Source organism: Tautonia marina (assembly GCF_009177065.1).
Classification (GTDB): domain Bacteria; phylum Planctomycetota; class Planctomycetia; order Isosphaerales; family Isosphaeraceae; genus Tautonia; species Tautonia marina.
The window spans coordinates 185,699-201,718 of the sequence record NZ_WEZF01000001.1 but is presented as its reverse complement, the minus strand read 5'-3'; the positions used below and the strand labels follow the sequence as shown (position 1 = coordinate 201,718).

The following is a 16,020-nucleotide window of genomic DNA, read 5'->3' as shown; positions in this document are numbered from 1 at the left end:
TCCATCGACTCGGGCCGGCAGGGAGGCCGGTGAAGATGGCTCGATCTCGACTGCAGCCACGTCACACTCGATTGACCCGCCAAGAAGTTGCAACGGGCGCGGCTTGGTCGCCTTCGCTCGCAATGAGAGGCTCTGGTCCGATCGTTCCCCCACCGACCATCGGTCTGGGGGGCGAGGACGTGACCCGGGCTCGGGGGACTTCCCCGGGGCTCCGGTTCGCGGGCCAACGGTTTTGCCCCGATCGCTCCGGCCGAGGCGGCCGCGATGGCGGTCGTCTGCGGGGCGGATCGGGCCGGGGGTCCCGGAGGTCTGGCCACGATTCCGAGGCCGGGGCAGTCACCGATTTTCGGCGGCGGCCCGGTCCCGATGCCCCGGAGGGGCGTCGAACTTCGATGATTCAGGAGGGAAGGATGCACACGATTCAAGGCTGGGCCGGGCTGCGACTGGCGGGTATGGCCCTTGCTCTCGGCTTCCTGGGTTTGGGTCCCGTCGTCTCGGCTGACGAGATCGACACGGCCGCCGACACCACGGTCGCCGATGACCTGATCAGCACCACCAGCGTCGTTGACGACTCGGTCGTCGAAACGACCTCGGCCCCGACGTCCCCGGCGGCGGAAACCGCGGCTCCGGTTCAGGCCGCCCCGGCCAACCCGCTGCTCCGGTTCAGCACCTCGGGCACGTTCGGCGACACCTCGACCATTTCGGGCGGCAACCTGCTGAACTTCAACGGAATCATTCAGCAGACCGTCCGCACCCCGTCGAATGTCAGCTTCGGTGAGTTCCAGGTCCTGCCCGACCTGGGTGCCAATGTCTCGACGACCTACGAAGACACCCCGTTCACCCTGGCCATGACCGTGGGCGAGGTCAACGGGCAGGTGCCGAACCTGAACCAGACCCCGATCTTCATCGAAGGTCTGCTCAACGGCACGGTTACCGGCGAGACCCAGTCGAACGTCACCGCGACGTTCAACCTCGACCCGGAAAACCTGCCGACCTTCCAGGTCGATGACTTCATCGTCACCATCACCAAGCTCGACCCGGTCGACATCGCTCCGTTCACCACCAACGGTGGCCGGACGAGCATCCAGGGCCGCATCGAAGCCGTGCAGATTCCTGAGCCGGCCTCGATCGCCGTCTTCCTCGTCGCCCTGGCCGGTGGCCTGGGCCTGCGTCGCCGGGCCCTCGCCCGCAAGGACGCCTGAGTCACTCGACCCTGGTCGAGCCTCCACCACGTCAACCTACCGACGCCCCTCGCCGGCTTTTCCGGCGAGGGGCGTCTTGCGTTGCGCCCCGCGATCCGGAACGCGCCAACCGGGGTTCCATCTCCAGATCGGCCCCTCGTCCGACCGCCCGGTCGCTCGTCTGGGCTTGTCGCGGAACGATTCAGGGCCGATCATGACTAGAGAGAACGAATTCGTCAGGAGGACCGCGTGTTCAGCCCGACGCTTCGAGCAAACCCCGGTTGCACGGCGAGCCTCCTCAGCCCGGCCCCTCCCCCGTCCGAAGGGACAGAGGGAACCAGACGCGGCGCCTGACCGGCTCAACCGCTCTGAACCCTCGCCCCCGCTCGCTCGCGGGGGACGCGGGGGCGAGGAGAGCCGAAGGCCGGGTGAACCCGACTCGCGCTAGGGCCGGCTCAACCCCTGCCCCCCAACCTCCCACCATCGCCGCGGTTGACCACGAGCCTGACCGGGACCCCCGCGCGGAGGCCGTTGCCCATGACTTCCGGACCGACCGAACTGATGGCCGAGGCCCGATCCGGACGGACCGAAGCGCTGGGAGAGCTGTGCAACCTCTACCGGAACTACCTCCGCATGGTGGTCCGTTCGGGCATGGGGCCGAGGCTCCGAGAGCGGGTCGAGCTGTCTGACGTGGTTCAGGAAACCCTGGTCGAGGTCGTCCGCCAGTTCCCCTCGTTTACCGGGCAGAACGAGGCCGCTCTGGTCGGCTGGCTGCGTCGGCTGGTCGGGCAGAAGCTGGCCGACCTGGGCCGCTATCACAGCCGGGCCAAGCGGGTCGGCGACGTGAAAGCCCTGCCGCTCGATGCCCCCTGGGACGCCGAAGGGGGCGGATTGCCCACCGGCGGGGGGGGTGATGGCGGCCGGTTGCTCGACGTGCTCGCCCTCAGCCAGACCAGCCCGAGCGAACAGGCCAGCCGCCGCGAGTTGATCGTTCTGCTGGCCGACGCCCTGACCGACCTGCCCGAGGCCGAGGCCGAGGTCCTCTGGCGCTATCATGCCGAGAATCAATCGTTCGAGGCCATCGGCGAGCAGATGGGCATGGGCCGCAAGGTCGTCCGCGGCCTCTGGGCCAAGGGCCTCAAACGCCTGAAACAGACGCTCGAAGGCCCGCCGGGCGGTTCCTTGCGGTTCGAAGGAGATTGATGGGCCGATCCGTCGCCAAAGAACGCTTGAAGAATTGCAAGCGGGTTGCTCTCCCTTCCCGTTCGCATCGCTGCCACGTCTCCGGAATTCCCAACCGCGTCGCCCCCTCGCGTTGCCCGTCCGACCTTCCTTTGAGGGCCCATCATGGCGCTGCAGCACGCCGGTACCGAAGCCAGTGACCGGGACGAACGCCTCGGCGAGGCGATCGAGGCGTATCTGGAGCTGGCCGAATCGGGCCGAGCTCCCGAGCCTGACGTCTTCGCCCGATCGTACCCGGAACTGGCCGACGAACTGCGCGAGGCGCTCGATGGCCTGGCCCTGGTTCAGGGGCTCGTCGGATCGGGAACGGGACCCGGCGGCGTCGGGTCGAGACGCCTGGCCGCCGGCTACCGGGTGGCCGGCTACCGGATCGTTCGAGAACTGGGCCGCGGCGGCATGGGGGTCGTCTACGAGGCGGTTCACGTCGACCTCGATCGCCCGGTCGCCCTGAAGATCCTCGGCGGCCACGCCGCGCCGGGGTCGTCGGGCCGTCGGCGGTTTCTGAACGAGGCGAAGACGGCCGCGGGCCTGCACCATACGCATATCGTGCCGGTCTTCGACGTGGGGCAGGTCGGCGGGCTTTGCTACTACGCGATGCAGCGGATCGAAGGGAGCGGGCTCGACCGGGTCTTGCGCGTCCTACGGCGCGATCGGCTGACCGCCTCCGGTTCTCCGAGCGGTCGAAGCCCGATGCCGACCGACCGCGACGCGACCACCGCGATCCGAGACGACAGCCTCGGCTCCGCCTTGCTCTCGGTGCCCGGCCAGACGGCCGGCGGCGAGACCCCCGGATCGTGGACGAAGCGGGTCCGCCTGGCGTCCGATGCGGCTCGGCTCGACGACCGGCCCCCCGCCTTCGTCCCGCCGACCGGATCGGAGTATTACCGATGGGTCGCTCGCGTCGGCAAGCAGGCGGCCGAGGCCCTGGCCTACGCCCACCGCCGAGGGATCATCCACCGCGACGTGAAGCCGTCGAACCTGCTGGTCGATGCTCGGGGGATTGTCTGGGTCGCCGATTTCGGCCTGGCCCGCCGCCTGGAAGACCCCGGCCAGACCCGAGGAGACGGCCCGGTCGGCACCCCTCGCTACATGAGCCCCGAACAGGCCGACGGCCGACCGATCGGCCCGGCCACCGACGTTTACAGCCTGGGGGCAACCCTCTACGAACTGTTGACCCTCCGCCCGCCGTTCGACGGCCAGACCTCGGCCGAGCTGGTCCGCCAGATCGTCGACCGCGAACCGCCCCCGCTCCGACGCTTCGCCCGCCGCCTGCCGCGCGACCTGGAGACGATCGTCCTGAAGGCCATGAGCAAGCGCCCGGGCGACCGCTACGAATCGGCCGCCGAGCTGGCCGACGACCTCGGCCGCTTCCTCGACCTGGAGCCGGTCCAGGCCCGGCGGATCAGCCCGATCGGCCGAACCTGGCGCCTCGTTCAGCGGCACCCGACGGCGTCGCTCATTACCACGGTCGCCGCCGCGGCCATTCTGATCACGGCGACCGTCGCCTACGTCCGGGTTGCCGATGAACGGGACCGGGCCCTGGTCTTTCAGCGCGAGCTGGCCTCGGCCCTGGAAAAACAACGGGCCGCAACGCGGGCCGAACAGGTGGCGCGGGCCGGTGAGCTGCTCAGCCAGTTGCCGGTCCTGCGCGCCTCGACCATGCCCCGCCGCCGAGACGAGGGGCGGGCGAAGCTCCGCGAGGCCGCCGCGCTGTCTCCCGACGAATCGATGCGGGTTGCGCTCCGCGACGAGGCGCTCGAGCTGCTGGCCGCTCGGGATGTCGAGGACCGGCCGAGCCTGGCCACCGGCCGGGTGCGCGGCCTCGTCTCGCTCGGCCGCACCGACGACGAGGAAGACGCTCCCAATCGGGTGGCCGTGCTGAGCGAGGACGGCGAAACCCTCACCCTCTGGAACCCCGACAATCGGGTTGCCCTGTTGACCGTTCCGCTTCGCCCCCCCACGGTTCGGACTGATGCGGAGGTGACGAACGACGATTCCAGGCCCCCGAGTCCTCCCCGACGAGGAGCCTGGGGCCCCAGCCTGGCGGTCCTCGGGTCGTCGATCGCGGTGCTGAACCCGAGCGCTCCGGGCATTTTACTGGTTGATCCGGAGAGCGGATCGGTTCGGCCCCTGGATCTCGACGGGGCCGAGGTGCTCGGCCTGCTCGCTCCAAAGCAAGGGCACCGGCTCGTGACGATCGAGGCGATTCCCCGGCCCCCGGCCGAGGAGCGTGAGGAATCCGACGAGGCCGACGACGATTCGGGCCGGTCGGGCCGCCGGTCGCGCGGATCGGCCGCGGGCGTTCGGGTGCGTCTCTGGGACTTCGACGCCTCTCCCGCGCCGCTGGCCACGCTCGACGAGATCACCTTCGAGCCGGGCTTTCGGCTGTCTCCCTGGCCGCTGGTCGAGTTCGATCCGGAGGGCAAGACGGTGGTCGTCGGCCGGACGGCCCCGGAGACTCGCCTGGTGATCTTCGATGCCGAGGACGGCGGCCGGCTGTCCGGGTTCGACACGGGGATCGGCCTGACGGCCTTGACGGTCGGGCCGGGGGGCCTGATCGCCGCGGCCGGCGACGGTCGGGTGCAGCTCTGGGAGGTGGACGCCTTCTCCGGGTCGCCCGCCGTGCCGTTGCCGGGGCTGAGCGAAGGGTTCGTCCGGATGCTCCGGTTCAGCCCGAGCGGCCGGTTGCTGGCCACGGCGAGCCGAAACACCGGGATCGAGATCTGGGACCCGGCGGCCAATGCTCCGGTCGCCTCGATCCCGACGGCGACCTGGGTGCAGGATGTGACCTTCGTCGATGGGCGGACCCTGCTGGTGGCGTCGGGCCCGACGGCCGAGGTCTGGTCGATCGTCGAGCCGATCGGCCGGGTCGGCTTCGAGATTCCGGCCGGAGAACCGACCCGCCTGCCCACCTTCGGCCCCGAGGGCCTGATGCTCCTGCCGTTGCACCACGACGCCCCGCGCGTCTGGCATCCGGAGCACTGCCCGACCCGAGCCCGTCCCTGGGAACGCCCGGAAGGGCAGACCGCGGCCCTGGCCTTCGATCCCGAGGGGCGGGTGCTCGCCTTCGGTCCCGAGGGTCTCGCCCGCTTCGCCTCGCTCGACGCGGACGAGCCGATCGACCTAACCCCCTGGCCCGATCCCCCCTCGGCTCCGGTGCCTCCCTCCGCCGGCCTTCGCCTGATGACGCAATCGGTCGATGGCCGCACCGCCTTGATCCTCCGCGAGTTCGACCTGCGCCCGGACGACTCGGTACGACGCGATCGGGAGGGGGATCGGGAACGCTCCGACTCGGGGCGTTTCCGAGGCCCGTTGCGCCCCCCCTTCGAGTTCTGGCTCTGGCGCGCCGACGAGTCGGACGGCCCCGGCACGTTGACCCGGCTGGAACCGCCGGATCGCGGGTTCCAGCCCCAGCCGGGCGTGCCCCGAGACCCGTTCCAGCCCACCACCGCCCTGAGCCCCGACGGCCGAACGCTGTACTTCCTCGATCGGAACGACCTGCACGCCTGGTCGCTCGATGACGCCGGGGCCCCGCCCAAACCGCTCGACGTCCCGGAATTCGAGTCGTGTCGGAGCCTGGCGCTGAGCCCCGACGGCCGCTTGCTGGCGATCGGGGGGGAAGCCGGCGACGCCCGGTTGATCGCCACCGACTCGTGGTCGGTCGTTGCCGAGTTCCCGTCGCCCGACCCGAGCACGACCCGCTGGACCCTCGCGGTGGCCTTCAGCCCCGACGGCCGCCTGCTGGCGATTGGCGACGGCGGCGGGGCGTTGAATCTCTGGAGCATCGGGAACCCTCGCGATCCGGTCCCTCACCGATTGCTGCGGCTCCCTCGGCGGAGTGATCCGATCTTCGGCCTGACCTTCAGTCCCGACGGCCGCCACCTGGCCAGCCTCGACTTCCGATCGCCCGAGGATCGCGTGGTCGAGGTCTGGGACCTGCTCGCGCTTCGCTCGGAACTGACCGCCTTGCACCTCGACTGGTAACGAACAGCGCGGCCTCTGCTGAGTGTCCTACGACATCAGGGACGGGAAGGAGAACAACGATCGGCCCCATCACGGGAGAAAGCATCCTTTCAGGCGATCGTCGGTGGCGATCAGGTCGCGGACCTCGCCGACGCAGTCGCGGGAGGAGAGGATGGTGAAGCGGCCGGGGTTGATGGTCGGGGCGCGGCGAACGGCGTCGATCCACTCAGAGGCGAGGAACGGGTCGGCGCGGATGCCATCCCAGAAGCCGGTACGGTCGAAGGCATCGGCGATGCGGGCGGTCCCTTCCCCTTGCAGATGGCTGACGAGGTAGGTGGCGACGCCGACCTGAAGCCCGTGCAAGCGGGGGCGAGCGGACAGGGCGTCGAGGGCGTGCGAGATGAGGTGCTCGGCGCCGCTGGCGGGTCGAGAGGAACCGCAGACGGCCATCGCGATGCCGTTGAGCATCAGGGCAGTGCCGAGCAGGCGCATCCCTTCGTCGTCGAGGGTCGGTCGGGAGAAGAACTGAGCGACGGTCGCGTCGGAGAGCAAGGCGGCGAAGTCGTCGACCGGCTCGCCGGTGGCGTGGTAGGAGAGCTTCCAGTCCTTGACGGCCGTGACCTTGGCGGCGAGGTCGCCGACGCCGGACCACCAGAGGGGCTTCGGAGCGCCGAGGCAGACGGTCGTATCGACGACCACCGCGAACGGCAAGGCCGCGGGCAGCGATCGGCGATCGCCGCGCAGGGTGAGGCTCGACTGGGGAGAGCAGAAGCCGTCGTTGGAGAGGGAGGTGGGCACGGCGTAGCTTGGCTTGCCGACGAGGAAGGCAACGTACTTGGCCACGTCGAGCGCCTTGCCGCCGCCGAGGCCGATGATGGCATCGGCGTCTCGGGGCAAGGCGGCAAAGAGGGCCGAGGCGGCCTCGAAACTGGCCTCGCCGGAGTCGATCCGGTCGACCGCCGAGGCACCTTCGGCCTTCAGGGCGTGTTCGGCCCGCGCGACGATCGCGGCCGGCAGCCCTTCGCTGACGATCAGGGCGATCCGGCGGTGCTTGTGCCGGGCGGCGTAGAGGCCGAGGCGGTCGAGCGCTCCGGGCTTGATCCGAACGAAGGAGGGGATTCCAACCTGAGTGCGCCAGCCGCTCATGATGCCTCCCCGGTGGATTCGAGCAGGGCGTTGGCGACCTCGGACCAGCGTTCGAAGGGGCGGAACGAGGCGTTCTGCTCGCGGAGCCCTTCGGCCAGGTCGGCGCGGGCGAAGCGGCGATTGGGGGGCACGAGCAGCGCCGGGGCGACGTCGGTCGCGCCGTCGCCGGCAAAGGCGACCGTGCGGCCTTCTTCGAGGTAGGCCCGGATGACGGCCGCCTTGTCGATGCCGGTCTGCTTCGAGGGGTAAAGGGTGTCAGTCGGCCAGTGCATGGCCAGGCGGCCCCCTTCGAGGGCGCCGGGGTTGGCGTGTACCTCCAGATCGACCCCGGCCTGACGGAGCAAGCGGTCGATGTACCACTGGCAGCCGTTGGAAACGACCACCACCTTCCAGCCCTGCTCGTTCAGGGCGGCGACGGATTGGGCCAGGTTCGGGTCGAGCCCCATGAGGTCGACGAGGGCGAGGTGGGTCGGCTCGTCGGGCCGGGCGGCGGCGAAGTAGGCCCGAAGCGCCTCGAAGTGGGTGAGCTGGCCGTTGCGGTAGAGCGACCAGTAGTCGGGGGTGTCGTCGGGCACGAGACGGTCGCGGACGAGCCTGTAGTAGTCCTGGGACGTGAGGGTGCCATCGAAGTCGGTGACGAGGATCGAGGGGTAGCGCACGGTGCGTCCTCCGAAGCGAAGCGAGGGATGGTCGGCCCCGATTGGCGGCGTGGGGATCGACCCAGGATGGCCAACCGGAACCCCGGGATGCAACCGGATCGCGAGGAGGGGGGGAAGGGGAGGAGGGAAACAGGGAGAGGGATCGCGCGCAGAGACGCAGAGAGGGGAGAAGGGAGAGGAGAGGGAGGGAGGGGAAGGGTGGTTGTCGAGGGACCGGATCGATCGTCTCGGTACCCTGACGTCTTGGCGAGAGGGGGACTCACGACGCATCGGTGGACAGAGTCCGTGGGGACGGCCAAGGCCTTCGGCCACCCTCTCCCCCGCAAGCGGCGAGGGTTGAGGAGGGCACGGCGGGCTCGTCCATCTCGGTCGAATGGGGATTGGGAAAGGTGGCCAGGATCAGGACCGGTTCAGCGTGGCAACCTGGCGATCGTGATGAGAGGCATCGGCGACAGCGCGTTGGGCAGGGGCGTGGCGGATGTCGAGGGACAGGGTCAGGCCGCCAAAGGCGAGGTGGATGTAGTCGAGCAGGCCGGAGACGAGGATGACCACGCCGATCATCTCCAGGAACTCCTCAACGATCGTCATAACCTGATAGGCCACCTCGCCGAGGGAAGGGCGGAGGAGGTGATGGGCGAGCGCCTCGCACACGACCCCGCCGGTCACGAGGGCACCGCCCCCCAAGGTCACGAGCCAACGGGTTCGCGTCGGCAAGCGGAAGTAGAACCGAAGATAGACGATGGAAAGAATGATCCCGGGAATCAGATAGGCATAAATCCAGTAGGCCCCGCCCCAGATGGAGGAACCGGTCAGCAGTTCCTGGAGCATCACGCTGACGGAGTTGCCCACGCGCTCGTGAATGACGGCGGTTTCGTCGATCGAAAGGAAGCAGACGATCGCGGCCAGGAACCACCAGGAGCGTGACGAAGAATCGCCTCGCCGTCGGTGCTCGGCGCCGATGAGGACCATGAGCGCCGCGCAGAGAGTCAACGCCAGCGAGGACCACCAGGTCGGCACGTTCGCATCGAGGCCCACGTCAAATAAGCGCGCAAACCCGAGCAGGCGATTGTGACCCAGGCCGAGGGAGAGGAACTGGATTAGCCCGGAGATTGCCGTCAGCACGACCACAATCGCCGCGAGCCATTTGAACGCCGAGCCGGGTGACAGAGGCATTTTCATGATTGCACAAAGAAATACTCTGGAAACAGTTGGGGCGGCACCAGTGCTCACGAATCTGTTGGGATGCCTTCCGTGGTCGTTCCGGCAATCCGCGTTGCAAGAGATGACGAAAACGGTCACTTCACAGAAGAATTACCCAATCTTCATGAAACTGGCCGCAACCTGGTCGATGGAACCCCGTCGGCCACAGGAGGATTGCAACGGTTTATTGCGGAGCCGTCAGCACGTCGCGGCGCATCGCCAAAGCCTTGATGCAGGCGACAACACAGGGCACTTCGGGACGTTACGATCGTCTTGTGGTGGATGACGTTCGCATCGGTGTGAGATCGTCGATCCAAGGGTTCCAGCACACTGCAAATCTCGCGCCGACAACAACAGCACAGCCCCGGAGCTTCTGGGGGAAGCGCGGGGGCCGCGGGATCCAAGGGGAAGGGATGGGAGAACCGGGGATGGGACTGGTCACCATCGGCTCAGAGTGGTGACGGTAAGCAGAAGGCAGGCGGGAGAAGACGGGAGGGGAAGGATTGGGAGGAGGGGGGTCAGGAATCGAAGGAGGACTTGATGCCATGCCGGGCAAGCGTGGAGAGAGCCCCCTTGTCTGGCCGCAGGACACAAAGGAGACTGGGTTCAAAACTGGGGTTTTCCCCAGGAAACCATGTGCTCAAACCCCGGTTTTGAACCCAGTCAGGCGCCTTCAGAAACAACGTCCCCGATTTGGGGTGACCTCGGTTGCTCACTCGTCAACCGGGGTCGTGCAGCGATGCGCGGTGCCCGTGTCGCCTCCGGAAAGCCTCTTGCGGCTGCGCCGCACCGATTGGCGAGCAATGGGGGCCACCCAGGGGCCTCGGTCGAAGCTCGGACCGTGTTCCTGGATGCCCCCCAAAGGGTGTTGCGAGCGTCGGGGGATGGAGGAGCTGATCCTATCCCTTCTGGGGGCGGTTGCCTCCAGAGCCTTTTGAGCCGGAGCCGGAGCGGTTACCGCGGGCCTCGGTTCCGGAGGACGAGGAGGAAGGGGAGCCGGCCGAGGCGCCGGCGGGTTCGGGAGCGGTGCCGTTGGCGGCTCCGGCCTCGTCGGGGCGGTCGGAGTCGCTGTTGACGACCTGGCCGAAGTAGTCGGGCATCTTCACGCCGCCGATTTCCTGCATGATCTGGAGCATCGGGGGCAGGGTGTGGGCCATGTTGCGAAGGAATCCGGCGGTGGCGCCGGTGCCGGAGCCGTCGCCGTTGTGGCCGTTGGCGCCGGAATCCCAGACGACGACCTTGTCGAACTTGATGTTCGAGATGGCCTGGGCAGCGGTTTCGGAGAGTTTGTCGAGGTGTTCAAGCATGAGCATCTGGAAGGCGGCTTGCGGGCCTCCGCAGGCGTCGACGATGGCCTTGAGGCCTTCGGCCTTCTTGGCGAGCTGTTCGTACTGGCCGCGGGCCTCGGCTTCGAGTTGGGCGAAGATGGCGTCGGCCTCGGCTCGGGCTTCGAGGCGTCGGCGTTCGGCGGCGGCCTCGGCGTCGACGATGATCCGGGCCTTTTCGGCCTTGGCCTGGGCTTCGAGCTTGGCGCGCTGTTCGGCCTCGACCTTTTCGGCCTCGGCCAGCGCCGCCTTGGCCTGGGCGCGGTACTGGGCCTCGGCGACGGCGGCCTCGGCTTCTCGCTTGCGGGTTTCGCCAATCTGGTAGGCTTCGGCCTGCTTGACGTTCAGCTCGGCGTTGCTGGCGGCGACCTTGGCCTTGGCCGAGTTTTCGCCGGAGATGGCCTGAGCGTCGGCGTCGGCAAGCTGGATGCGCATGTCGCGCTCGGCCTGCTTGACGCTGGCTTCCTGCTGGAATCGGGCGGTTTCGACGCCGACCTGCTGGGTTCGGTTCAGCTCGGCAACTTCGAGGGTGCGGTCGCGTTCGGCGGTCTTGGTACCGATTTCGCGGAACTTCTGAGCATTGGCGACCTCGACGGCCTGCTCTTGCTCGGCGCGGGCCACGCCGATCGAGCCTTTCTTCTGCTGCTCGGCCACGTCGATCTCGGCCTGGTTGACCGCTGTGCTGGCGGCCTTGCGGCCGATGGCCTCGATGTAGCCGGAGTCATCGGTCAGGTCGGTGATGTTGACGTTGATCAGCACCAGGCCGATCTTGTTCAGTTCGGGTTCGAGCGAGAGCTGGATGTTTTCGAGGAATTTTTCGCGGTCGCGGTTGATGTCCTCGATCGTCATCGAGGCGATGACCTGGCGAAGCTGGCCGAAGATGATGTCGCTGGCCTGGCTGCTGACCTGCTCTCGGCTGAGGCCGAGCAGGCGGATGGCGGCGTTTTGCTGCACCTGAGGGTCGGAGCCGATGGCCACGGTGAAGACGCTCGGCACGTTGACCCGGATGTTCTCGAACGACAGGGCGCCGCGGAGCGGGATCTCGATCTGGATCGGTTCGAGGCTCAGGTAGTCGTAATCCTGGAAGATCGGGAAGACCAGCTCGCCGCCGCCTTGCACGCACTTGGCGGCCTGCTTGCCCGAGCCGGCGCCCCACTTCACCAGGATCTTGTTCGACGGGCACCGCTTGTAGCAGCGGAGCGCCGTCGTCACGATGCTAAACAGAGCGATCGCAAACAGAACAACACCGATCACCCACCAGTTGTTCACCGCCAGGTCGGTGCCCTGAGCGATGAGGAACGAAGTCAGCAGCGTCATGATCTCAAGTCCCCGGGTCAAAATTGCCAGTCGGAAGGTTCAATTGGGTGTCATCAGGCCGATTCCGAAACGACCGGGAGCGAGCGGGTCGGAGTCGAGCGGCCGATGCCGGCCCTCGGCCACCGATCGGGCGACCTACTCCGCAAGGGAGGCGGTTTTGGCCACATAGGCCGATTGAGCCACGACTTCGAGCGTGCGGTCGTCGATGGCATGGACCACCACGACCGCCTCTCCCGGGCGAAGCTCGGGGCCGGAGGTGACGGCGCGGACCTCCTCGGATCGTCCCTGGACGGGGACGATCACCTTGCCGACGCCGCCGTTGCCGCCCGGCACCCGCAGGTAGACCCGGCCGACTTCTCCCACGGCGTTGTCCATGTGGATCGAGCCGCTGCCCTGGAGCTTCCGGACCCCGGCGAAGGCAAAGGCCAGGACCGCCGTCGCCAGCGATCCGACGAGCGCCGCCGCCAGCAGGCTGCCCGGCGCCGAGACGCCCGAGCCCTGCGCCGCCAGACCGCCGACGCCGAAGAAGGTGATGAACGACACGACGCCCTGGAAGGTGATGCGCTTGGCCAGGTCGGAGAAGCCGCCCGAATCGTGCCCGACGGTCGAGTCGGCGCCGTCGCCATCGGGCAGGTCGGGCAGGTCGAGCCCCTCGCCGCCGAGGTCGCCGCCAATTCCCAGCAGCGTCAGCCCGAGTTGCAGCGCGAGAATCGTGCCGCCCAGGATCGCGCAAAACATAAAAAAGGTGCTCATCGTCCTTCTCCCTCAGAACGCCGGGGTCATCAGTTCCTTCGTGAATGGTGACTTGGGAAGGATCTTCGCCGCAAGACGCCGGATCTTTCGTAACTCACCTGGTTTTCGCCACCTCGGGAATCGCTCCAGGCGATCTCCCAAGCATAGCCGACATAATCGCTCCGTGCGGACGTCGTTCCCCGATCCGATGACCGGCACCCGGCCGTGAGGGGGATTCGACCGGGACGGCAACTCGACCGGGCCCAGCTTTATTTGTCGTACCTCTTCCACTCACAAATGGTGGGGGGGTTCCTGGGTGGCCCCGGTTGCTCGTCAACCGGGGTCGCGGAGCGACGAGCGGTCTCGGTGCGGCCACCCGTCGCCTCTCGCGGCTGCGCCGCCCCGGTTGGCGAGCAACCGGGGCCACCCAGGACAACGCGGCGACGCATCATTTGAGAGTGGAAGCGGTACGACGAGAGCAGCTCTCTCGGCGTTCCTCCTTCCAAAAGACCTTCCCAGAGCAGAGGCGAGACAGTCCCGCTTCAGATCCCTCGGGATTCCGGAGCCGGCGGTTGAACGAGCCTCGGGATCCGACTGGACAGCATGGCCCGGCCGATGTATCGTCCCCGCACACATCCGGCCAGGCCACCCGCCCCCAGGAGTCTTCGCCACCGAGACGGCCCGCCGCCCGCCTTCGGAGGTCGCGTCTTGCGACCGATCCGAGGGGCGCAACGCGGGGCGTTCGTGGTTCGCGCGGAGGATCGAGAGGCACGGAAGGCCCGATTGAGCCGCGATGGTTGACTCAGTTCGGTTCCCGAACGAACGGATTCGGTACGGAGATTCGGATGTCGGCGTCCGCCCCGCTTCGCAAGACCTCGATCGGCCGATCGGCCCTGACCGACGCGGCCTTGCCGGTGGCGATCGTCGGGGCGATCTTCGTGCTGATCGTGCCCTTGCCGCCGGGAGTGCTCGACCTGCTGCTGGCCGGGAATATCGCGCTGGCGGTGCTGGTCTTGCTGACGACGCTGTCGGTGCGGTCGCCGCTCGAATTCAGCGCCTTTCCGACGATCCTGCTGACGACCGCCCTGTCTCGGCTTGTGCTGAACGTGGCGACGACCCGGTTGATTCTGACCCGAGGGGGCGAGCATGGGCTCGACGCCGCCGGCGGGGTGATTCGGGCGTTCGGGCGATTCGTCGCCGGAGACGAGGTGATTGTCGGCGCGGTGATTTTCCTGATCCTCGTCGCCATCCAGTTCCTCGTGATTACGAAAGGGGCCGGGCGGATTGGCGAGGTGGCCGCGCGGTTCATGCTCGACGGGATGCCCGGCAAGCAGATGGCAATTGACGCCGACTTGCACGCCGGGGTGATCGACGCCTCAGAGGCCGCCCACCGCCGGGTGGAAGTGCAGCGTCAGGCCGACTTCTTCGCCAGCATGGACGGTGCGGGCAAGTTCGTTCGCGGAGACGCCGTCGCGGCGCTGGTGATCACGGTCATCAACATCCTGGGCGGCCTGGTGATCGGCGTGGCCCGATCGGGGATGGCGCCGCTGGATGCGGTGGACGTTTTCACGAAATTGACCATCGGCGACGGTCTGGTCGCGCAGATTCCGGCCTTCCTGACGGCCCTGGCCGCGGGGTTGATCGTGACCCGGTCGTCGGGCGAAACGGATCTGGGTCAGGACGTGGTCGGTCAGTTGCTGGGACGGCCGGAGGTGCTGACCATCTCGGCCGGATCGCTCGCCTTGCTGGCCTTCACCGAGCTGCCGATGGTGCCGCTGCTGACGATCGCCGCCGCTCTGGGGGGCGGTGCGTTCGTGGTGTCTCGATCCCGAATTGAGGACGATCACCCGACCGAAGACGCGGCCCCGAGTCCGAGTCCGTCCCGATCGTCCTTCTCCGAATCCCGACCGGCCGAACCCTTGCCCCGATCCGAGCCGATGCCGGCGAGGGGGAGCGAAGGGGCCGCCACGGTGGTCGAAGGCCAGGGGGAACGGATGGAGGACCTCCTTCATGTCGATCCGCTGGAGCTGGAGATCGGGTTCCGCCTGATCGCCCTGGCCGATCCGACCCGAGGGGGCGACCTGCTCGACCGTATCCGGCATGTGCGGCATCGCGTGGCCCGGGAACTCGGCCTGATCGTTCCGCAGGTCCGCATCCGGGACGAGATGGGCCTGACGCCAAACGATTATCGGATCAAGATTCGAGGGGTTGTGGTGGGGCAAGGATCGGCCTTCGTCGGGCGATTGCTTGCCGTGCCTCCCGCTGGCTTGACCGGCCCCCAGGTTCACGGCCGAGACGGGATCGACCCCGCCACCGGGCGCCCGGCCGTCTGGATTCATAGCGACGGCCGAGACGCCGCCGAACGCTCCGGATGCCGGATCATCGAACCTTCGGCCTCGATTGCCGAGCACTTCGGCGAGATCGTGACCCGACACGCCGATGAGCTGATGACCCACGAACAGGTTGGCCGACTGCTCGACCGCGCCCGGGAGACGTCGCCCGCGCTGGTGATCGAAGTTGTGCCGGGCATGCTCCGCGCCGGAGAGGTGCAGCGTGTCTTGCAAAATCTCTTGCGAGAACGGGTGAGTGTGCGCGACCTGGAAACGATTCTCGAAGCCCTGGCCGAACACGCCGGCCGAACCCGAGACATCGACGAGTTGACCGAGTGCGTCCGCCGCGCATTGGGGCGACGGATCACGCAGCAGTATCTTGGCCTCGACGGCCGCTTGCGAGTGGTGACGGTGGATTCGGCACTCGATGCTCGGCTGTCTCACGCCGCCCGGGAGAACGACCGGCCCGCCGAGGCCCTGGGCGACGATGCCGCCCGAGGAGTGGTGCGGGCGGTGGCCGATGGGGTGGCCGCGGCCGTGGCCGGCGGAGTGCCGCCGGTGATCCTCTGCTCGGCCGAGTCTCGCCCGGTGCTCAAGGATCTGACCCGAGCCGACCTGCCCCGGCTGGTGGTGCTCAGCCGCCGCGAGGTGCCCCGAGACACGCCGATCGAGATCATCGGCACGGTCGTCGAACAGTCGGACGGGCTCGAACGATCGGCGGTGCTTCCCGAATCGGTTCTGACGCACACGGCCAGCTCCAGCCCGATTCTGCGAGGCCCGCACGCGGCGATCGCTCCGCGAGGGTCGTCGGTCGGGTCGGGCTCTGCGTCGTCGGAAGAGACCCCGGATCAGTGGTCGGGAGGTCATCGGCCGTGAGTTTCGAGCCGTTTTCAGAAACTGATCGCGATTCGATTGCAGATTGGCC

General features: G+C 68.0%; 9 protein-coding genes. 4 read left to right on the top strand and 5 right to left on the bottom strand.

Features of this window, described 5'->3' with window-relative positions:
* Positions 1–410: 410 nt before the first annotated feature.
* The 3 genes from GA615_RS00800 to GA615_RS00790 all read left to right on the top strand — a co-directional run bounded on the left by GA615_RS00800 (position 411) and on the right by GA615_RS00790 (position 6,407).
* Positions 411–1,202, top strand: coding sequence for a PEP-CTERM sorting domain-containing protein (locus tag GA615_RS00800; RefSeq protein ID WP_161602090.1), 792 nt, complete (start codon positions 411–413; stop codon positions 1,200–1,202).
* A gap of 516 nt (positions 1,203–1,718) precedes the next feature.
* Positions 1,719–2,384 (top strand): sigma-70 family RNA polymerase sigma factor, encoded by a 666-nt coding sequence (locus tag GA615_RS00795; RefSeq protein WP_152049356.1) that lies wholly within the window; start codon positions 1,719–1,721, stop codon positions 2,382–2,384.
* Positions 2,385–2,528: 144 nt separating this feature from the next.
* Positions 2,529–6,407, top strand: coding sequence for a WD40 repeat domain-containing serine/threonine protein kinase (locus GA615_RS00790; protein WP_152049355.1), 3,879 nt, complete (start codon positions 2,529–2,531; stop codon positions 6,405–6,407).
* A 69-nt stretch (positions 6,408–6,476) separates the two neighbouring features.
* Here the strand turns inward: GA615_RS00790 and GA615_RS00785 are convergent, their stop codons facing one another.
* From GA615_RS00785 to GA615_RS00765, 5 genes are all read right to left on the bottom strand, one after another.
* Entirely contained in the window at positions 6,477–7,532 is a 1,056-nt protein-coding gene (locus GA615_RS00785) for an iron-containing alcohol dehydrogenase family protein (protein ID WP_152049354.1), read from the bottom strand.
* Positions 7,529–8,191, bottom strand: coding sequence for an HAD-IB family phosphatase (locus tag GA615_RS00780; protein WP_152049353.1), 663 nt, complete (start codon positions 8,189–8,191; stop codon positions 7,529–7,531). Before GA615_RS00780 ends, GA615_RS00785 begins: the two co-directional genes overlap by 4 nt.
* A gap of 399 nt (positions 8,192–8,590) precedes the next feature.
* On the bottom strand, positions 8,591–9,364 hold the full coding sequence (locus tag GA615_RS27300) for a hypothetical protein (protein ID WP_161602089.1): 774 nt from the start codon (positions 9,362–9,364) through the stop codon (positions 8,591–8,593).
* Between the two features lie 926 nt (positions 9,365–10,290).
* Positions 10,291–12,033: a flotillin family protein gene (locus tag GA615_RS00770; RefSeq protein WP_152049351.1), complete on the bottom strand. Its 1,743-nt coding sequence runs from the start codon at positions 12,031–12,033 to the stop codon at positions 10,291–10,293.
* A gap of 135 nt (positions 12,034–12,168) precedes the next feature.
* Positions 12,169–12,786: an NfeD family protein gene (locus GA615_RS00765; RefSeq protein WP_152049350.1), complete on the bottom strand. Its 618-nt coding sequence runs from the start codon at positions 12,784–12,786 to the stop codon at positions 12,169–12,171.
* 824 nt (positions 12,787–13,610) lie between these two features.
* Between GA615_RS00765 and GA615_RS00760 the strand changes: the two genes are divergently transcribed.
* A complete protein-coding gene (locus tag GA615_RS00760) occupies positions 13,611–15,971 on the top strand; it encodes a flagellar biosynthesis protein FlhA (RefSeq protein ID WP_152049349.1) in 2,361 nt (786 codons plus the stop codon).
* Positions 15,972–16,020: the final 49 nt, after the last annotated feature.